The organism is Streptomyces sp. NPDC048106, from assembly GCF_040706415.1.
Lineage (GTDB): Bacteria > Actinomycetota > Actinomycetes > Streptomycetales > Streptomycetaceae > Streptomyces.
This window is the reverse complement of sequence record NZ_JBEZND010000013.1, coordinates 55,066-73,924: the sequence shown is the minus strand read 5'-3', so window position 1 is coordinate 73,924 and position 18,859 is coordinate 55,066. Positions and strand designations below refer to the sequence as shown.

19 protein-coding genes are annotated in these 18,859 nt (G+C 72.1%); 8 read left to right on the top strand and 11 right to left on the bottom strand.

Annotated features, from left to right (window positions below; genetic code table 11):
* Position 1 precedes the first annotated feature (1 nt).
* Positions 2–1,231, top strand: a complete 1,230-nt coding sequence (gene ilvA / locus AB0927_RS16075; protein ID WP_366668198.1) for a threonine ammonia-lyase — start codon at positions 2–4, stop codon at positions 1,229–1,231.
* Positions 1,232–1,315: 84 nt separating this feature from the next.
* On the opposite strand, the gene greA is transcribed toward ilvA, so the two are convergent.
* Both greA and AB0927_RS16065 read right to left on the bottom strand, forming a co-directional pair.
* The gene (greA, locus tag AB0927_RS16070) at positions 1,316–1,816 is read right to left on the bottom strand and encodes a transcription elongation factor GreA (RefSeq protein ID WP_366668197.1); all 501 of its coding nucleotides are present in this window, start codon (positions 1,814–1,816) and stop codon (positions 1,316–1,318) included.
* Between the two features lie 233 nt (positions 1,817–2,049).
* Positions 2,050–2,448: a DUF4307 domain-containing protein gene (locus AB0927_RS16065; RefSeq protein WP_366668196.1), complete on the bottom strand. Its 399-nt coding sequence runs from the start codon at positions 2,446–2,448 to the stop codon at positions 2,050–2,052.
* Positions 2,449–2,551: 103 nt separating this feature from the next.
* On the opposite strand from AB0927_RS16065, the gene mca reads away from it, so the two are divergent.
* Together mca and AB0927_RS16055 are read left to right on the top strand one after the other, a co-directional pair.
* The gene (gene mca, locus AB0927_RS16060; protein WP_366668195.1) at positions 2,552–3,433 is read left to right on the top strand and encodes a mycothiol conjugate amidase Mca; all 882 of its coding nucleotides are present in this window, start codon (positions 2,552–2,554) and stop codon (positions 3,431–3,433) included.
* Entirely contained in the window at positions 3,426–3,665 is a 240-nt protein-coding gene (locus tag AB0927_RS16055; protein ID WP_366668194.1) for a hypothetical protein, read from the top strand. Before mca ends, AB0927_RS16055 begins: the two co-directional genes overlap by 8 nt.
* Before the next feature lie 261 nt (positions 3,666–3,926).
* Here AB0927_RS16055 and AB0927_RS16050 read toward each other — a convergent pair whose 3' ends face one another.
* A complete protein-coding gene (locus AB0927_RS16050) occupies positions 3,927–4,316 on the bottom strand; it encodes a hypothetical protein (RefSeq protein ID WP_366668193.1) in 390 nt (129 codons plus the stop codon).
* 141 nt (positions 4,317–4,457) lie between these two features.
* On the opposite strand from AB0927_RS16050, the gene AB0927_RS16045 reads away from it, so the two are divergent.
* A complete protein-coding gene (locus tag AB0927_RS16045; protein WP_366668192.1) occupies positions 4,458–5,048 on the top strand; it encodes a helix-turn-helix domain-containing protein in 591 nt (196 codons plus the stop codon).
* A 158-nt stretch (positions 5,049–5,206) separates the two neighbouring features.
* Positions 5,207–7,240 carry a thioredoxin domain-containing protein gene (locus AB0927_RS16040; protein ID WP_366668191.1) on the top strand — a complete coding sequence of 678 codons (2,034 nt, stop codon included), beginning with the start codon at positions 5,207–5,209 and terminating at the stop codon, positions 7,238–7,240.
* A gap of 10 nt (positions 7,241–7,250) precedes the next feature.
* Here the strand turns inward: AB0927_RS16040 and AB0927_RS16035 are convergent, their stop codons facing one another.
* The 4 genes from AB0927_RS16035 to AB0927_RS16020 all read right to left on the bottom strand — a co-directional run bounded on the left by AB0927_RS16035 (position 7,251) and on the right by AB0927_RS16020 (position 9,920).
* On the bottom strand, positions 7,251–7,595 hold the full coding sequence (locus AB0927_RS16035; protein WP_366668190.1) for a hypothetical protein: 345 nt from the start codon (positions 7,593–7,595) through the stop codon (positions 7,251–7,253).
* A 48-nt stretch (positions 7,596–7,643) separates the two neighbouring features.
* A complete protein-coding gene (locus tag AB0927_RS16030; RefSeq protein WP_366668189.1) occupies positions 7,644–8,387 on the bottom strand; it encodes a Mut7-C RNAse domain-containing protein in 744 nt (247 codons plus the stop codon).
* A 33-nt stretch (positions 8,388–8,420) separates the two neighbouring features.
* Positions 8,421–9,080 carry a TetR family transcriptional regulator gene (locus AB0927_RS16025; protein WP_366668188.1) on the bottom strand — a complete coding sequence of 220 codons (660 nt, stop codon included), beginning with the start codon at positions 9,078–9,080 and terminating at the stop codon, positions 8,421–8,423.
* Positions 9,081–9,206: 126 nt separating this feature from the next.
* Positions 9,207–9,920: a hemolysin III family protein gene (locus tag AB0927_RS16020; protein ID WP_366668187.1), complete on the bottom strand. Its 714-nt coding sequence runs from the start codon at positions 9,918–9,920 to the stop codon at positions 9,207–9,209.
* Between the two features lie 288 nt (positions 9,921–10,208).
* On the opposite strand from AB0927_RS16020, the gene AB0927_RS16015 reads away from it, so the two are divergent.
* On the top strand, positions 10,209–12,029 hold the full coding sequence (locus AB0927_RS16015) for a phosphoenolpyruvate carboxykinase (GTP) (protein WP_366668186.1): 1,821 nt from the start codon (positions 10,209–10,211) through the stop codon (positions 12,027–12,029).
* A 166-nt stretch (positions 12,030–12,195) separates the two neighbouring features.
* Here AB0927_RS16015 and AB0927_RS16010 read toward each other — a convergent pair whose 3' ends face one another.
* Both AB0927_RS16010 and AB0927_RS16005 read right to left on the bottom strand, forming a co-directional pair.
* On the bottom strand, positions 12,196–12,615 hold the full coding sequence (locus AB0927_RS16010) for a hypothetical protein (protein ID WP_366668185.1): 420 nt from the start codon (positions 12,613–12,615) through the stop codon (positions 12,196–12,198).
* Between the two features lie 116 nt (positions 12,616–12,731).
* Positions 12,732–13,943: a pyridoxal phosphate-dependent aminotransferase gene (locus tag AB0927_RS16005; RefSeq protein WP_366668184.1), complete on the bottom strand. Its 1,212-nt coding sequence runs from the start codon at positions 13,941–13,943 to the stop codon at positions 12,732–12,734.
* Positions 13,944–14,069: 126 nt separating this feature from the next.
* On the opposite strand from AB0927_RS16005, the gene AB0927_RS16000 reads away from it, so the two are divergent.
* Positions 14,070–14,879 carry a hypothetical protein gene (locus tag AB0927_RS16000; RefSeq protein WP_366668183.1) on the top strand — a complete coding sequence of 270 codons (810 nt, stop codon included), beginning with the start codon at positions 14,070–14,072 and terminating at the stop codon, positions 14,877–14,879.
* 178 nt (positions 14,880–15,057) lie between these two features.
* Positions 15,058–15,912 (top strand): serine protease, encoded by an 855-nt coding sequence (locus AB0927_RS15995; protein WP_366668182.1) that lies wholly within the window; start codon positions 15,058–15,060, stop codon positions 15,910–15,912.
* Positions 15,913–15,930: 18 nt separating this feature from the next.
* On the opposite strand, the gene AB0927_RS15990 is transcribed toward AB0927_RS15995, so the two are convergent.
* Both AB0927_RS15990 and AB0927_RS15985 read right to left on the bottom strand, forming a co-directional pair.
* Positions 15,931–17,556, bottom strand: coding sequence for a D-aminoacylase (locus AB0927_RS15990; RefSeq protein WP_366668181.1), 1,626 nt, complete (start codon positions 17,554–17,556; stop codon positions 15,931–15,933).
* Positions 17,557–17,575: 19 nt separating this feature from the next.
* Positions 17,576–18,847 carry an alanine racemase gene (locus AB0927_RS15985; protein WP_366668180.1) on the bottom strand — a complete coding sequence of 424 codons (1,272 nt, stop codon included), beginning with the start codon at positions 18,845–18,847 and terminating at the stop codon, positions 17,576–17,578.
* Positions 18,848–18,859: the final 12 nt, after the last annotated feature.

Genomic DNA, 18,859 nt, shown 5'->3' with positions numbered 1-18,859 from the left:
GATGAACCACCGCACCACCCACCCCTTGCGTTCCGTCACCCTGGACGACGTACGCGGGGCCCGGAAGATGCTCTCGGGCGTGGCGCGGGCGACCGCGATGGAGGGCAGCCGGCACCTGTCCCAGCTGGTCGGCGCCCCGGTGCAGCTCAAGTGCGAGAACCTCCAGCGCACGGGCTCGTTCAAGCTGCGCGGCGCCTATGTGCGCATCGCCGGGCTGCTGCCGGAGGAACGGGCGGCCGGGGTGGTGGCCGCGAGTGCCGGCAACCACGCGCAGGGCGTCGCCCTGGCCTCCTCGCTGCTGGGCGTGCACGCCACCGTGTTCATGCCCCACGGCGCCCCGCTGCCCAAGGTCAGCGCGACCAGGGAGTACGGCGCCGAGGTGCGCCTCACCGGCCAGGTGGTGGACGAGACGCTGGCCGCAGCCCAGGACTACGCGGCCCGCACCGGCGCGGTGTTCATCCACCCCTTCGACCACCCGGACATCATCGCGGGCCAGGGCACGGTCGGCCTGGAGATCCTGGAGCAGTGCCCGCAGGTGCGCACGATCGTCGTCGGGGTCGGCGGCGGGGGACTGGCGGCCGGGATCGCGGTCGCGGTGAAGGCCGTCCGGCCTGACGTGCGGATCATCGGCGTCCAGGCGGAGGGCGCCGCGGCCTATCCGCCCTCGCTGGCCCTCGGGCACCCGGTCGCGGTGGCGAACCCGGCCACGATGGCCGACGGCATCAAGGTGGGCAAGCCGGGGGCGGTGCCGTTCGGCATCATCCGCGAGCTGGTGGACGAGGTGCGCACGGTCACCGAGGACCAGCTTTCCGCCGCGCTGCTGCTGTGTCTGGAGCGGGCCAAGCTGGTCGTGGAACCGGCCGGCGCGAGCCCGGTCGCGGCGCTGCTCGCGGCCCCGGACGCCTTCGAGGGCCCGGTCGTCGCCGTCCTGTCGGGCGGCAACGTCGATCCGGTGCTGCTCCAGCGGGTCCTGCGGCACGGCATGGCCGCGCAGGGCCGCTACCTGGCCGTACGGCTGCGGCTCCCCGACCGTCCGGGCGCTCTCGCCACCCTCCTCGGGGTGCTGTCGGAGGTGGACGCCAACGTCCTCGACGTCAGCCACGTCCGCACCGACCCCCGGCTCGGGCTCAGCGAGGTGGAGGTCGAACTCCACCTGGAGACGAAGGGCCCGGCGCACTGCGCCGAGCTGGGCCGGTGCCTGCGGGACGCGGGCTACACGGTCATCTCCTGAGCCGCCGTACGACGTACGGGGTACGGCCGCGAAAAGACCCCCGGCGTCCGCTGACGGCCGGGGGTCTCGGTGGTTCGCGGGGGCTCAGCCGTTGTAGGGCTCGGCCTTCAGGATGCGGACCGAGGCCTTCTTGCCGTTCGGCAGTTCGTACTCCGCGTCCTCGCCGACCTTGTGGCCGATGACACCGGCCCCCAGCGGCGACTGCGGCGAGTACGTCTCGACGTCCGAGCTCGCGTACTCGCGGGAGGCGAGCAGGAACGTCATGGTGTCGTCCTCGTCACCGTCGAAGGCGATCGTGACGACCATGCCCGGCGCGACGGCGCCGTCGGCGGAGGCCGGGGCCTCGCCCACCTTGGCGCTCTCGAGAAGCTGGGTCAGCTGCCGCACACGCAGCTCCTGCTTGCCCTGCTCCTCCTTGGCAGCGTGGTACCCGCCGTTCTCGCGCAGGTCGCCCTCCTCGCGCGCGGCCGCGATCTTGGCGGCGATCTCGGTGCGCGCAGGACCAGTAAGGTACGCAAGCTCGTCCCTGAGCTTGTTGTACGCCTCCTGGGTCAGCCAGGTGACGTTCTCGCTGGTCTGGGTCACAGGGTGCTCCTCGTCGGTACTGGGAATACAAAGCATCGCCCTACCCAGAAGAATGTTCCCTCATGGATGGGCGAAACCACGAGCCTAACAATTCATCGGCGGAAGGGGGAGGACATAAGCCATCAGATTCACATCAACGCAGGCCGGGCCGTCCGCATTCCGGGTGAAGGGGCGGCGGGGCGGGGCGGTCCGGCGTGTCGGCCGACGAGGGGGCCGACGAGATGGCCGGCGTGTCAGCCGCTGTGGCAGCCCAGCAGCTCGGCGGTGGTGCCGCGGGCCGTCGTACGCAGCGTGACGACCTTGTCGATACGCGTGGCCGGACCGGTGAAGTGGAAGTCGGCGCGGCCGACCTCGGCACCGTCGGCCGACTGGGAACGCAGGGTGCAGTAACCGTCGCTCCCGGCGTCCTTGTGGACCTCCAGGTGCGCCTTGACCGTGTTGTCCGTGGCGTCGAAGGTGATCACCTGGGCGCTGATCTTCGTCTGCACGATGTAGTGGTACGCGAAGTAACCGACACCGGCCAGCAGGACGACGCCGAGCACCATGGCGGCGATCTTGAGTTTGCGGTCGGCACGCTCGTCAGAGGAGCGGCCGTAGCGGCCCGTGGGCAGCCCCGTGCTCGCCGTACTCATGATCGTCCTCTCCGCGGAATTAATCGCCCCCCGATTCGGTCACTATAGAAGCCTTCGATTGCGCCCTGAGCCTTGGGGGCGCCGACCTACCGAGGATTGAGTCTTGACTGACCAGCTGCGACTGATGGCCGTTCACGCGCACCCCGACGACGAGTCGAGCAAGGGCGCGGCCACCATGGCGAAGTACGTGTCCGAGGGGGTGGACGTGCTGGTGGTGACCTGCACCGGCGGTGAACGCGGCTCCATCCTCAACCCGAAGCTCCAGGGCGACCCCTACATCGAGGCGAACATCCACGAGGTGCGCCGCAAGGAGATGGACGAGGCCCGCGAGATCCTGGGCGTCGAGCAGGAGTGGCTCGGGTTCGTGGACTCCGGGCTGCCCGAGGGCGACCCGCTGCCGCCGCTGCCCGAGGGCTGCTTCGCCCTGGAGGACGTCGACAAGGCGGCCGGCGAGCTGGTGCGCCAGATCCGCTCCTTCCGCCCGCAGGTGATCACCACCTACGACGAGAACGGCGGCTACCCGCACCCCGACCACATCATGACCCACAAGATCTCCATGGTGGCGTTCGAAGGCGCGGCGGACACCGAGAAGTACCCCGAGGAGGAGTTCGGCCCCGCCCACCGGCCGCTGAAGCTCTACTACAACCAGGGCTTCAACCGCCCCCGCACCGAGGCCCTGCACCAGGCGATGCTCGACCGCGGCCTGGAGTCGCCGTACGGGGAGTGGCTCAAGCGCTGGAACGAGATGGAGCGCACCGAGCGCACCCTGACCACGCACGTTCCCTGCGCGGACTTCTTCGAGATCCGCGACAAGGCGCTGATCGCGCACGCCACGCAGATCGATCCGGACGGCGGCTGGTTCCGGGTGCCGATGGAGCTCCAGAAGGAGGTCTGGCCCACGGAGGAGTACGAACTGGCGAAGTCGCTCGTGGACACCTCCCTCCCCGAGGACGACCTCTTCGCGGGCATCCGGGACAATGCCTGACATGAGTGCAAGCGTGAGCCTGGCAGCGACGGACCTCGTCTCCCTCGCCGATCTCGACCAGAACAAGGTCACCCCCGGTGTCCTCGGCTTCATCGTGTTCGCGGTGATGGCGGTGGCGGTGTGGGGCCTCATGAAGTCGATGAGCAAGCACATGCGGAAGGTCGACTTCAAGGAGCCCGCCGAGACCGGCACGGACGGCCGCCCGGCCGACTCCCCGGCCCCGCGAAGCTGATCCCGGGCTGACCTGGCCCTGGGCCATGAGCCCCGGCCCATGAGCCCCGGGCCACGCGCCCCGGGCCCGGACCCTGGAGCCGCGGACCCCGAGCCTCGGTCCTCCGAGCCGGGGGCCGCACAGGGTAGGTCAGCCGTCCGCCGGAACCGCCGTCCCCGTCTCCTCACGGGGCGCGGCGGTCCGGAGGCATGCACAGCCGCCGGGCCCGCAGGCCGGCCCCGGGCGTGCGCCCCGCCTCGGCGAGACCGGGTGCGCCGGGAGCTACGACGACACCCGCGCCCGGCACCGCCCCTTGCCCAGCGCCAGGTACACGCACGCCCCCGCCAGCGCTCCCTCCGCCACCGCGCACCCCACCGCCTGGAACAGGGCCGTGCCCGTGCCCGCGGTGGTTATGTCGAACCATGCGTCGAGGACCGCCGTGGACGCCGTGGCGGAGGCGGTGAGGCGGGCCCGGGGGTCGGCGCGGAGGCCGAGCAGGGCCGTGGCCGCGCAGCCCGCCGCCATCAGGACGTCGAGGCCGATCCAGGCCAGCGGCCAGTGGTTCACCGTGGTGCGGCCGGGCAGAGTCACCGCGAGCACCGCCATCCACGGCACCAGCAGGACCGCCGCCGCGCCCAGCCCGATCAGCGTCCACCTCTTCCTCGCCGTCACGCTCCGCCCCCTCCCAGACCTCCCCGGAACCGCGGCCGTCTTCGACCCGGCTCTGCCACAGTAGATCGCAGAGAAAATTCTGCAAAGAGAATTCGGCAAACGTCAGGGACGTCTCAGGGTTCTCAGGGTTACCGTTTCCGCATGACCGACGGCCTGCCCGAGATGACCAGCCTGGAGCGCACCGCGCTCTACAAGTCCCTGGGCAACCCCCTGCGCCGCCGGATCCTCGAATACCTCGGCCGGCACGGCGAGGCGAACTCCACGGTGCTGGCCCGCGAACTCGGCGAAAGCTCCGGCACCACCAGCTACCACCTGCGCAGACTCGCCGATCAGCGGCTCATCGAGGAGATCCCGGAGAAGTCCGGCGGCCGCGAGCGCTGGTGGCGGGCGCTGCCCTTCCGGCACACCACGCCGGACCCGGCCGCCATGGCCCCGGACGAGTACGCGGCCGCCGCCCGACTCGCCCACCTCAAGATCGAGTTCGACACCGCCCTGTACCACCGCGCCCACCAGCAATACCGCGGCCCCGACGGCTGGGCCCAGGTCCAGCGCCACGGCACCTGGATGACCCGCGAGGAACTGCTCTCGTTCACGCGTGACTACCGCGCCCTGCTGGACCGCTACGGCCATCCCCGCGAGGAGGCCCCGGAGGGCGCGCGCCCGATGCTGATGCGCTACTACGCGGTGCCGGAGCCCGCGGACGAGCGGAGCGGCGAACCGGCCGGCTCCTGACCACCGGCGAACCGGCCGCCTCCTGACCGGCGAACCGACCGACAGGCCGCCCGGCTCCGACCGGCGAACCGACCGGCGGACCGCCCGCTGCGCCGAGAGGGCACGCCCGGCGTCGATCCGTCACCACGGCGCCGCCCGCACCGTGGGAGAGTGGAACGGTGAACCGACTGGCCCATGAGACGTCGCCGTATCTGCTGCAGCACGCCGCCAACCCCGTCGACTGGTGGCCCTGGTCGGCCGAGGCCTTCGAGGAGGCGCGCAGGAGCGGCAGACCGGTGCTGCTGAGTGTGGGGTACAGCAGTTGTCACTGGTGCCATGTGATGGCCCACGAGTCCTTCGAGGACCAGGACACCGCCGAGTACCTCAACGAGCACTTCGTCAGCGTCAAGGTCGACCGCGAGGAGCGGCCCGACGTCGACGCCGTGTACATGGAGGCCGTGCAGGCCGCCACCGGGCGGGGTGGCTGGCCGATGACCGTGTTCCTCACGCCGGATGCCGAACCGTTCTACTTCGGCACCTACTTCCCGCCCGCGCCCCGGCACGGGATGCCGTCCTTCCGGCAGGTGCTGGAGGGGGTCCAGCAGGCGTGGAGCACCCGGCGGGACGAGGTCGGCGAGGTCGCCGGGAAGATCGTGCGGGACCTGGCGCAGCGGGAGATCGGCCCGCAGGGGACGCGGCCGCCCGGGGAGCAGGAACTGGCCCAGGCGCTGCTCGGGCTGACCCGCGAATACGACCCGCAGCGCGGCGGATTCGGCGGCGCGCCCAAGTTCCCGCCGTCCATGGTGCTGGAGTTCCTGCTGCGCCACCACGCGCGCACCGGGGCCGAGGGCGCGCTCCAGATGGCCCGGGACACCTGCGAGCGCATGGCCCGCGGCGGCCTCTACGACCAGCTCGGCGGCGGGTTCGCCCGTTACTCCGTCGACCGCGACTGGCTCGTGCCGCACTTCGAGAAGATGCTGTACGACAACGCCCTTCTGTGCCGCGTGTACGCGCACCTGTGGCGGGCCACCGGCTCCGGTCTCGCCCGCCGGGTCGCCCTGGAGACCGCGGACTTCATGGTCCGCGAACTGCGCACGAACGAAGGCGGGTTCGCCTCCGCGCTCGACGCCGACAGCGACGACGGCAGCGGACGGCACGTCGAGGGGGCGTACTACGTCTGGACGCCGCGGCAGCTGACCGAGGTCCTCGGCGAGGAGGATGCCCGGCTCGCCGCCCAGTTCTTCCGCGTCACCGAGGAAGGCACCTTCGAGCACGGCCAGTCGGTCCTCCAACTCCCGCAGGACGAAGGCGTGTTCGACGCCGACCGGATCGCCTCCGTCAAGCGCCGGCTGCTCGACGCCCGCGCGCTGCGGCCCGCGCCCGGCCGGGACGACAAGGTCGTCGCCGCCTGGAACGGGCTCGCCATCGCCGCGCTCGCCGAGACCGGCGCCTACTTCGACCGCCCCGACCTGACCGAGGCCGCCCTCGGCGCCGCCGACCTGCTGGTCCGCGTGCACCTCGACGAGCACGGCCGGCTCGCCCGCACCAGCAGGGACGGCCGGGTCGGCCCCAACTCCGGTGTCCTGGAGGACTACGCCGACGTCGCCGAGGGCTTCCTCGCCCTCGCCTCCGTGACCGGCGAGGGTGTCTGGCTGGACTTCGCCGGGCTGCTCCTCGGCCATGTGCTCGACCGGTTCGCCGACCCCGGGACCGGCGCGCTCTACGACACCGCCGCCGACGCCGAACAGCTCATCCGCCGCCCCCAGGACCCCACCGACAACGCCACCCCGTCCGGCTGGACGGCCGCCGCGGGCGCGCTGCTCGGTTACGCCGCGCAGACCGGCTCCGAGGCCCATCGGACCGCCGCCGAACGGGCCTTGGGCGTCGTACAGGCCCTCGGTCCGCGCGTGCCCCGCTTCATCGGCTGGGGGCTCGCCGTCGCCGAGGCACTGCTCGACGGGCCGCGGGAGGTCGCGGTCGTCGGCCCGTCCCTCACCGACCCGGCGACGACCACCCTGCACCGTGCGGCGCTCCTGGGCACCGCCCCGGGCGCGGTCGTCGCCGTGGGCACCCCGGACAGCGAGGAGTTCCCGCTGCTCGCCGACCGTCCGCTCGTGTCGGGCGCACCGGCCGCCTACGTCTGCCGCGACTTCACCTGCGACGCCCCGACCACCGACCCGGACCGGCTGCGCACGGCCCTCGGCGGCTCCTGATCCGCAGGCGTCAGGCCCCGCTGAGGATCAGCGCCCCCAGCACGAGCTGCGCGCCCCACTGCACGAGCACGGCCCAGGCCCGGGCGTACGTCCCCCGGCCCCTGGGCCAGGCCAGCGCCACGATGCCCGCGGCGAGGGCCAGGAAGAAGGCGGCGTAGAGCGCCGAGCCGGGAATCGTCGAGCACTGTTCGCCGTACATCAGGCACTGGGTGCCGCGTTCGCCCGAGAGCACGACCAGCCAGGACAGGACGACGGTCGGCAGCAGCAGGAGCAGCCCGGCGACGGCCCAGCCGCTGAGGAAGCGGTCCTTCTGCGGCGGGGTGAGGGTGACCGGCTGCGGAGTCGTGGTGTTCATGCGTTCATCCCACCGCGCGGCCCCGGTCACCGGGACCGGCCCGGCTACTCAACCGCCCTGAGTACTCCCCTGGGTACCCATGCTCAACGCCCGCTCCACGAACGCCTCCAACTGGTCGTGATGCGCGCCCTTCCAGTACGCGCGCCCGCAGGTCGTGCACTGGGCGAAGACGTCGTACGACCGCTGGGTGCCGCCCTTGAGCTGGTCGGCGACCTCCTCCTTGGTGGCGCCGCGCAGCAGGCCGTTGCAGGCGGTGCAGCGGGTCCAGGGGCGCAGGTCGGGGGCGAACCGGCCGAGGACGTCCTGGAGCTGCTCCTCGGGCCGGGTGCTGTAGACGTACGCGCCGGCCCACAGTTCGCGGCGGCGCAGCAGCCCCCGGTCGCGGCTGAGCATGACCCGCTTCTCGGCCGCCGAGCGCGTGGCCAGCGCCGGATCGCCGATGTCGGTGGACTCGTAGGCGGTGTCGACGCCGAGCAGCCGCAGCCGGCGGGCCAGGGTGCCGAGGTGGACGTCGAGGAGGAAGCGGAGCGGGGCGCCGGGGACCCGCTGGGGGCGCGTCACCGCCCGGACGCGCACGCTCTCGCCCGCCCGCGGGACGTGCGAGACCGGCACCTCGCGGCCGTCCACGACCAGCGCCCCGACCTCGGTCAGCGGCACGCCGAGGGACTCGATGACATGGCCGAGCGTCGAGACGCCGTCGGTGCCGAGCGGGGTGGCGCCGGCGCGCCGGGCCGATGGGACGAACAGGTGCAGCTCGGGGGCGACTTCGACGTGGATCTCGGTTCCGTTCACCCCGTCAGCATGGCACGGGAGGCCGGGCGGGTCTCAGTGGTTTTCGGTGCCCGGCAGGCCGTGCTCCAGGACGTCCAGGGTGCGGTCGACCAGGTCCCGCAGGTCGTCCTGGTGGCCGTGCTCGGCCCAGTACATGGTCGTCTCCATCAGGCCGCCGATCAGCGACATGGCGTAGACCCGCACCTCCAGGCCGCCGGGGTCCTGGCCGGTGCGCTCGGCGATGGCCTGGCAGAGCACCCGGCCGGTCGCCGCCAGGCTCTCCGTCATCCGCGAGCGCACCGCGGGGACCTGGACCAGCAGCCGGGTGCGCAGCCGGGAGACCTCCGGGTCCTCGTCGAGCCCGGCCTGTACGGCGCGTCGCAGCGCGTGCCGGACGGCGTCGGGCCACGGCTCCTCGGCGGGCCGCCGCCTGATCTCCTCCAGGACGACCGCGTCGGACTCGTCGGTGAGGACGATGTCCTCCTTGGCCGGGAAGTACCGGAAGACGGTCGACGGCGACACCTCCGCACGGTCGGCTATCTGGTCGATCGTCGTGGCGTCGTACCCCTGCTCCTCGATCAGGGCGTACGCCGCCCTGCGGATCGCCTCCCGGGTCCTGGTCTTCTTGCGCTCCCGCAGGCCGGGGCGGGGGCCTTCGGAGCGCCCACGGGTGGGAGAGGTGCTGGTGGGGCGTGCGGCCGTCATGCCGGTCATTGTCCGGCATCGGCGGCGGGCGGGGCCATGGCCGGGCCCCGCTCGTCGGGGGCACGGCATGGCATGGCGGCACGGAAACGGCCACGGCTCGTGTGAGCCGTGGCCGCGGGGAGACGGAAGGAGGGCTTACGCGTGCTGGTACGCCACCAGCGAGATGCCCACGTAGTGCACGACGAACGCCGCGAGCGTGAAGGAGTGGAAGACCTCGTGGAAGCCGAACCAGCGCGGTGACGGGTTCGGCCGCTTGAAGCCGTAGACGACGCCGCCCGCGCTGTAGAGCAGCCCACCGACGATCACCAGGACCAGTACGGCGATGCCGCCGGTGCGCATGAAGTCGGGCAGGAAGAAGACGGCCGCCCAGCCCATCGCGATGTAGCAGGGCGTGTAGAGCCAGCGCGGGGCGCCGACCCAGAAGACGCGGAAGACGATCCCGGCCGCCGCCGCGGCCCAGATGCCCCACAGCAGCCACTGGCCCTTGGCGCCGGGCAGCAGCAGCATCGTCAGCGGGGTGTACGTGCCCGCGATGATCAGGAAGATGTTGGCGTGGTCGAGGCGGCGCAGGAGGCCGCCCATCCGGGGGCCCCAGTCGCCCCGGTGGTACAGCGCGCTGACGCCGAACAGCAGGCAGGCCGTGAGGACGTAGATCCCGCAGGCGACGCGGCCTCTGGTCGAGTCGGCGAGGGCGGTGAGCACGAGTCCGGCGACGAGGACGGCCGGGAACATGCCGAGGTGCAGCCAGCCGCGCAGCCTCGGCTTGACCGGATGTGGCAAGGAGAGCGCCAGGGGAACGCGGCCGCCGGCCGGCGTGTCATTGGGCGCGTCGGGGGCGGACGCAGTCATGCGCCGCATGGTACCTACGCCGCCGTAAATCGCATGTGAGGGGCATGCCCAGGTCGGGCGGGCGCAAAAAGACCTTCACCTGGAATTCAGGCAGACGCAAAGGAAACGCAAACACCGCTGGAACCGTGTCCGACCTCACGTCGCTCACCTGTGAGACCCCCTGGACAGATGGGCGCTCCGGGCGGATGATCAAATGAGTGCAGTCGGCACCGGATGAGCGACAGTGAAGCGTCCGGGTCGCAGCCCCCACGGGGCAACAAGGACAAAATCCCTCACTTAGGAGCAACCGTGGCGCGCGACAACTCGGCTACCAGCGTTCCCACCCGCCATCAGGAACTGATCTCGTGGGTCAACGAGATCGCCGAACTGACGCAGCCGGACGAAGTGGTCTGGTGTGACGGATCCGAGGCCGAGTACGAGCGCCTGTGCGAGGAGCTCGTGGCCAAGGGCACCTTCAGGAAACTCGACCCGGTCAAGCGCCCGCACTCCTACCTCGCCGCCTCCGACCCGACGGATGTCGCCCGCGTCGAGGACCGCACCTTCATCTGCTCCGAGAAGGAGGAGGACGCGGGCCCGACCAACAACTGGAAGGCCCCCGCCGAGATGCGGGAGATCTTCTCCGGCGACCAGGGCCTGTTCCGCGGCTCCATGCGCGGCCGCACCCTGTACGTCGTCCCGTTCTGCATGGGCCCGCTCGGCTCCCCGCTGTCCGCGATCGGCGTCGAGATCACCGACTCCGCCTACGTCGCCGTCTCCATGCGCACCATGACGCGCATGGGCCAGGCGGTCCTGGACGAGCTGGGCAAGGACGGCTTCTTCGTCAAGGCCGTCCACTCCGTGGGCGCCCCGCTGGAGCCCGGCCAGGCGGACGTGCCGTGGCCGTGCAGCCGGACCAAGTTCATCTCCCACTTCCCCGAGTCGCGCGAGATCTGGTCGTACGGCTCCGGCTACGGCGGCAACGCCCTGCTCGGCAAGAAGTGCTACGCGCTGCGCATCGCCTCCGTCATGGCGCGTGACGAGGGCTGGCTCGCCGAGCACATGCTGATCCTCAAGCTGACCCCGCCGCAGGGCGAGTCCAAGTACGTCGCCGCGGCCTTCCCGAGCGCCTGCGGCAAGACCAACCTCGCCATGCTGGAGCCCACCGTCTCCGGCTGGACCGTGGAGACCATCGGCGACGACATCGCCTGGATGCGCTTCGGCGAGGACGGCCGCCTGTACGCGATCAACCCCGAGGCCGGTTTCTTCGGCGTCGCGCCCGGCACCGGCGAGCACACCAACGCCAACGCGATGAAGACCCTGTGGGGCAACGCGGTCTTCACCAACGTGGCGCTCACCGACGACGGCGACGTCTGGTGGGAGGGCATGACCGAGGAGACCCCGGCCCACCTCACCGACTGGAAGGGCAACGACTGGACGCCGGGCGCCGAGGCCCCCGCCGCCCACCCCAACGCCCGCTTCACCGTGCCGGCCTCGCAGTGCCCGATCATCGCGCCCGAGTGGGAGGACCCCAAGGGCGTGCCGATCTCCGCGATCCTCTTCGGCGGTCGCCGCGCCAGCGCGGTGCCGCTGGTGACCGAGTCCTTCGACTGGGACCACGGCGTCTTCCTGGGCGCCAACGTGGCCTCCGAGAAGACCGCCGCGGCCGAGGGCAAGGTCGGCGAGCTGCGCCGCGACCCGTTCGCCATGCTGCCGTTCTGCGGCTACAACATGGGCGACTACATGGCGCACTGGATCGACGTGGCCAAGGACAAGGACCAGTCCAAGCTGCCGAAGATCTACTACGTCAACTGGTTCCGCAAGAACGACGAGGGCAAGTTCGTCTGGCCCGGCTTCGGCGAGAACTCCCGTGTCCTGAAGTGGATCGTGGAGCGCCTGGACGGCAAGGCCGAGGGCGTCGAGACCCCGATCGGCGTGCTGCCGACCAAGGCCGCGCTGGACACCGAGGGTCTCGAACTGTCCGAGTCCGACCTCGACTTCCTGCTCACGGTCGACAAGGAGGTCTGGCGCGAGGAGGCCGCCCTCGTCCCCGAGCACCTCGACACCTTCGGCGACCACACGCCGAAGGAGCTGTGGGACCAGTACCGCGCGCTGGTCGAGCGCCTGGGCTGAGCCCCGAGAACTCCGCGGCCGGTCCGACTAGCCCTGACCAGCAATAGTCGTCACGAAGGCCGGCCGCGGTAGCGCACCGCACCGGACCGGGGTCCGCACCGTACAACGGCGTACGGCGGCGGCCCCGGTCCGGTGCGCGCGCATGTCCGAGACCGGTGCCGGGGGATCAGCCGGTGGTGGTGAGTTCCCTCGGGTCGGCGAGGGCGGCCGTGTGGGCGTCCATGCGCTCGGCGGAGAGGATGGCAGCCGCGGTGTCGGCGCGGGAGGCGGCGACCACCAGGGCGCGCCCGGCCAGGGCGTGGGCACGGCGGTGCAGGGCCGCCGGGTCCCCGGCGGCGGTGGCCGGCGTCGCGCGCGGCGGAGTGCCTCCGCGCAGCCTGCTCACCTCCGCGACCAGCCGTTCCGCGGCCGCGTCCAGGCCGGCCGACGGGGTCAGCGCGCGCAGCTCGTCGGTGACGGCGAGCAGCGCGGACAGATGCCCGGCGAGCTGGATGTCCAGCTCCTCCTCACGGGACCGGTGGGGGAAGTCCGAGGAGGCGCCGGCCGTCGTGCTGTGGACCGACTTGGTGCGGATCGGTTCGTACATGGGACGGCCTCCTGTGCTCTACAGGAAGCCATCCTAGCTTGGATTTCGTCTAAAGTTGAGTCGAGTCACGGACCGGGGTCCGCCGGCTACGGACAGCCGGGGCCGCCCGCTCCGGGTCACGGCTGCCCGTAGCCGTCCAGGAAGGTCCCGATCCGCGTCACCGCGTCCTTCAGGTCCCCGACGCTCGGCAGGGTGACCACGCGGAAGTGGTCCGGCTCCGGCCAGTTGAAGCCCGTGCCCTGCACCACCATGATCTTCTCCTGGCGCAGCAGATCGAGCACCATCTGCCGGTCGTCCCGGATCTTGAACACCTTCGGGTCGAGCCGCGGGAAGAGGTACAGCGCACCCCTCGGCCGGACACAGCTCACGCCCGGGATCTGCGTCAGCAGCTCGTAGGCCGTGTCCATCTGCTCCTTCAGCCGCCCGCCCGGCAGCACCAGGTCCTGGATCGTCTGGCGTCCGCTCAGCGCGGCGACCACGCCGTGCTGCCCCGGCATGTTGGCGCACAGCCGCATGTTCGCCAGGATCGTCAGGCCCTCGATGTAGGAGTCGGCGTGGGCGCGCGGGCCGGAGATCGACATCCAGCCCACCCGGTAGCCGGCCACCCGGTACGCCTTCGACATGCCGTTGAAGGTCAGCGTCAGCAGGTCGGGGGCGACTTTCGCGGTCGGGGTGTGGGTGGCGCCGTCGTAGAGGATCTTGTCGTAGATCTCGTCGGAGCAGACCAGCAGGTTGTGCCGGCGCGCGATGTCCGTCAGCCCCTTGAGCACGGCCTCGTCGTAGACCGCGCCCGTGGGGTTGTTCGGGTTGATGATGACGATCGCCTTGGTGCGGTCGCTCACCTTGCGCTCGATGTCGGCGAGGTCGGGCATCCAGTCGGACTGCTCGTCGCAGCGGTAGTGCACCGCCGTGCCGCCGGAGAGCGAGACCGCGGCCGTCCACAGCGGGTAGTCCGGCGCCGGTACGAGGACCTCGTCGCCGTCGTCCAGCAGCCCCTGCATCGCCATCACGATCAGCTCGGAGACGCCGTTGCCGATGAAGACGTGCTCGACGTCCGTGTCGATGCCGAGGGTCTGGTTGTGCATGACGACCGCGCGCCGGGCGGCCAGCAGCCCCTTGGCGTCGCCGTATCCGTGCGCCGTGGAGACGTTGCGGAGGATGTCCTCAAGGATCTCCGGCGGGCACTCGAAGCCGAACGCCGCGGGATTGCCCGTGTTGAGCTTGAGGATGCGGTGTCCCGCCGCCTCAAGCCGCATGGCCTCCTCGAGAACCGGGCCCCGGATCTCGTAACAGACGTTGGCGAGCTTGGTCGACTGGATCACCTGCATACGCGTGAGCTTAGGCCGCCGTGGCCGGTCATGGGTGGTGTTTTCCACCACGCGAGACGGGGATTTGTCCCGGATCGCTCCGGCGGCCGCCCACGGCGCCTCCTGGTCTCCATAGAATCCGCTGTCGTGTCCAGCGAACGTGAGTACGAGTCGGAGGCGCCCCGCGCGTCCGGCGCGGGGGCGGAGCCCCCGGTCCCGCCCGTGTACCACCCGAGACCGGGCCCCGCCCCGGCGTACGAGGAGTACACCGACCCCGCCGTCGCGCACGGGTGGCAGAACGCCTACGACGAGACACGGGAGCTGCCCCCGATCGCCGGTCCCGGTGCGGACGCCTACGGGCACGCGAATCCTGGGCACGTGGATCCCGGGCAGGCGGATCCGGGTTCGGCGGCTCCCGGCGCCGGTTCGCCTGACCTGTCGGGCCCCGGTATGCCCGGCCCGGCGGTGCCCGGTGCCGGCGCGCCGTCGGGGTCCGGGGAGGGCCGGGCCGAGCGGCGCCGGCGGGACCAGCGGCGCAGGGGCGGCCGGCGTCGGCTCGTGGCCGTCGCCGGGGCGCTCGGCGTCGCCGGGGCGGTCGCGCTGATCGCCGGTGTGACGGGCTCGGGTTCCCCGGCCGGATCCGGGCACAAGCAGGGCGACCGCGCCGAACCCACGGCGAGCGCGCACCCGGAGGCCGGGGAACCGGCGCCGGGGACCCCCTCGGCCTCCTCCCCGGCGTCCCCCTCGGCACCGTCCTCCGGCGCCGGCGCCCCCACGGCGTCCGCCCCGGCCACGACCGCCAAGGTCACCACCCCCGCCGCGTCCAGCCCGGCACCCACCACCACCTCCGCCCCGCCCCCCACGGCGGCCGGCACCCCGCCGTCGACGCCGACGGTCACCCCCTCCCCCTCGTACTCCTGGTCCGGCGGCCGGGGCCGTCACCGGCACCCCCGCTGACGCCTTCTCAAGTCGTCCGGGAATCAAGGGGGTTGATCACAGGTGTCGCACAGGGAAACCCCTACGGCCTGATCCGGCTCCTTGTTCCCGTCCCCTCGCTGCGCCGAGAATGCGCATGACAAAGCAAGGGCGACCGGAACTTCCTCCGGTCGCCCCCGTCGTAAGAGGGGACCCCCACGTGAACAAGCCTCTCCTTGCCGCGCTGTCCGCCCTGGCCCTGGCCGGGCTGGGCGCGGCCCCCGCGGTCGCCGCCCCGCTCACCGCCGGCTCCCCGGCCGCCAAGGCGAAGCCGGCCGCCGTGACCGTCAACTTCGCCGGCACGGTCTCGCTGAGCAACTGCTCCGGCTCCGTCGTCCGCCTCCCCGGCTCCGCCGACAGCGACCCGGCGCTGGTGCTGTCCAACGGCCACTGCCTGGAGACCGGCTTCCCCGCCCCCGGCGAGGTCATCACCGGCCAGACCTCCAGCCGTACCTTTGGCCTGCTGAACGCCAGCGGCAGCAAGGTCGCCACCCTGCGCGCCAACCAGGTCGTCTACTCCACGATGACCGACACGGACGTCACGATCTACCGCCTCACCACCACCTACGCGCAGATCAAGAGCTCGTACGGCATCAGCGCGCTCACCCTCGACGACACCCACCCGGTCGCGGGCGCCGCCATCAAGGTCGTCTCCGGGTACTGGAAGACGACCTACAGCTGCAACATCGACGGTTTCGTCCACCAGTTGAAGGAGGGCGACTGGACCTGGAAGGACTCGGTCCGCTACACCTCCAGCTGCAACACCATCGGCGGCACCTCCGGCTCCCCGGTCATCGACACCAGCACCGGCAAGGTCGTCGCCGTCAACAACACGGGCAACGAGGACGGCGAGCGCTGCACGGTCAACAACCCGTGCGAGGTCGACGAGAACGGCACCGTCACCGTCCGCCAGGGCACCAACTACGCCGAGGAGACGTACGGGATCCCGGCCTGCTTCACCACCGGCAACAAGCTGAACCTCGCCGCGGCGGGCTGCACCCTGCCCAAGCCGTAAGGGGCCGGGGCACGGCGCTCACCTCGGCGTCCGGCGGACGGACCGGCCCGCGAGCACGTCCGTCCGCCTGCCGTCCTCGATGACGAAACGGCCGTCGACCAGGACGTACGGGATGCCCGTCGGCAGCGCTCGGGGCGCGGCGAAGGTGGCGCCGGCCGCGACCGTCTCCGGGTCGAACAGCACCAGGTCCGCCCGGTACCCCTCGCGCACCAGGCCCCGGTCCGGCAACCGCAGCCGGGCCGCGGGCCGCGCGGTGAGACGGGCGACGCACTCCTCCAGCGACAGCACGCCCAACTCCCGCACGTAGTGGCCGAGGTAGCGCGGGAAGGCGCCGTACGCCCGCGGATGCGGCTTCGCGCCCCGCAGGATGCCGTCGGAGCCCCCGGTGTGGGCGCGGTGACGCATGAGGGCGCGCACGTTGTCCTCGTGGCCGACGTGCTGGAGGACGGTCGTACCGAGCCGGTCCTCGACCAGCAGCCGCCGGGCGACCTCCCACGGGGTCCGGGACTGCTCCCCGGCCAACTCGCTGACGGTGCGTCCCACATACGCGCCGAGCGCCGGGTCGGCCACCCCGGACACCTCGACCGTCTCCCACTCCACCGGCATCCCGTGGCAGCCGTCCGAGCCGGTCACCTCCAGCTCCCGCCGGATGCGCTCGGCCGCCGCCGGGTCCGCGAGCCGGGCCAGCGTCTTTGCCGGGCCGCCCGCGCCCGCCCAACTCGGCAGCAGCGCGGCCAGGGTGGTGCAGCCGGGGGTGTAGGGGTACGTGTCGAAGGTGATGTCCGCCCCCGCGTCCAGGGCGTGGTCGAGCAGGCCCAGCAGCTCACCGGCCCGCCCCTCGTTCACGCCGAAGTTCAGCGTGGCGTGGGCCAGATGCAGCGGACAGTCCGCCGCACGGGCCAGCGCGACCATCTCGGCGTAGGCCGCCAGCGCGCCGGCGCCGTAGGAACGGTGATGCGGGCAGTAGTAGCCGCCGTACGACGCCACCACCCGGCACAGGTCGGTCAGTTCGGCGTCGTCGGCGTACATCCCGGGGGTGTAGGTGAGCCCGGAGGACAGTCCGACGGCCCCCTGCTCCATGCCCTGCGCCACCAACTCCCGCATGCGGCGCTTCTCTTCGTCGGACGCGGGCCGGTCCTCCCAGCCCATGACGAGCGCCCGTACCGTGCCCTGCGGGATCAGGTAGGCGGCGTTCACGGCGATCCCGCGCCCGTCGAAGGCGGAGTCCAGCCGGTCGAGGTACTCGCCGACCGTGCGCCAGTCGAAGTCGACGTCCTCGCCGTACCCGTGCCACCCGGCGATCGCCCGGCGCACCTCCGCCAGCGTCCGGTCGTCCACCGGGGCGTACGACAGCCCGTCCTGGCCCAGCACTTCGAGGGTGACCCCCTGCGCGGCCTTCGCGCTGTGGTCGGGGTCGCGCAGCAGGGCGAGGTCGGAGTGCGCGTGCATGTCGATGAAGCCGGGGGAGAGGACGAGCCCCTCGGCGTCCAGCTCCCGCATGGCCCGCGGCCGCTGGCACCCGGCCGCCGCGGCCTCCTTGACGATGGACACGATCCGCCCGTCGTCGACGACGACATCGGCCCGGTACGACGGCTCGCCGCTGCCGTCGACCACCTCGGCGTCCCGGACGACCAGGTCTTCCATGCGGGGCCTCCCCGATGCTCTAGAAGTAGGTGCGGATGTAGTCGACCACCGTGCCGTCCGCCTCCGCCACCGGGATGAGCTGCCACTTCTCGAAGACCGTGCACGGGTGGGACAGCCCGAAGCCGATCCAGTCGCCGACCTCGATCTCCGTGTCCGGCCCGGTGCGCAGCCACAGGTGCTGGTCGGACAGCGCGGCCACCTCGATCCCGGCCGCCGGGCGCTCGCCGCCGCCCCGGCGCACCACCTGGGCCACCGGGAGGTCGAGGTCGTAGGAGACGTCCCGCTTCCCGGCGTTCGCGAACGCCTCCGTCGCCGAGGGCCGCGAGACCACCTGCGCCCACAACCGGAACGCGGGCTCCAGCGCGCCCTCCTCGGGCACCCGGTTGAACGGGGTGAGCGAGCGGTAGTGCACGTCGTCGTGCGAGACGTACGCGCCGGAGCGCAGCAGTTTCAGCACGGGGAGGGAGAGCACGGGGATCCCGGCGAAGACGTCGGCGACGGCGTCGAACCACTCGCTGCCGCCGGCGCTGACGACGATCTCGTCCGCGCCCTCGAACAGCCCTTCCCGGTCGAACGCGACGGCCAGGGCGACGAGCCGGTCCAGCCACGCGCGCACCCGCGCCGGGTCGGCGTCCGGCACCTGGGCCTCGTACCCCGCCACGCCGACGAGCCGGAGCGTCCGGGTGCGGCCGACGGCGTCGGCGACGGCCCGCGCGTCCGCCTCCGTCCGGGCGCCGGTACGGGCCCGCTCGCCCGCGCCCAGCTCCACGACCACGTCCACCGGCCGTGCGGCCCCGCGCAGGGCCGCGTCCATCAGCTCCACGCCGCGCACGGAGTCGACGTAAGCGATGAAGCGGAAGCCGGGGTCGGCGGCGAGTTCACCGGCGAGCCAGCGCAGGGCCGCGCCGTCCACCAGCTCGTTGGCGAGGAAGATCCGCTGGACGCCGAACTCCCGTGCGACGCGCACCTGGTGGGGCACGGCCAGGGTGATGCCCCAGGCGCCGTGCTCGATCTGGCGGTGGAAGAGCTGCGGCGCCATGGAGGTCTTGCCGTGCGGCGCGAAGGCCAGGCCGTGGCGGGTGGTGTACGTCTGCATGAGCGCGAGGTTGTGCGCGAGGCGCTCGGCGGAGAGGGCGAGCAGGGGGGTGGTGAATCCGCCGTCCGCGCCGAACAGGTTGCGGTGCTGGCCGGCCAGCTCCCGGACGGTGAGGCCGTGGGCGTCCGGCGGCAGGCCCTTGAAGCGGTGGTCGACCTGTTCCTCGGCCAGACGGCCGAGCGCTTCGGTGTCCATGGGAGCCCTTCT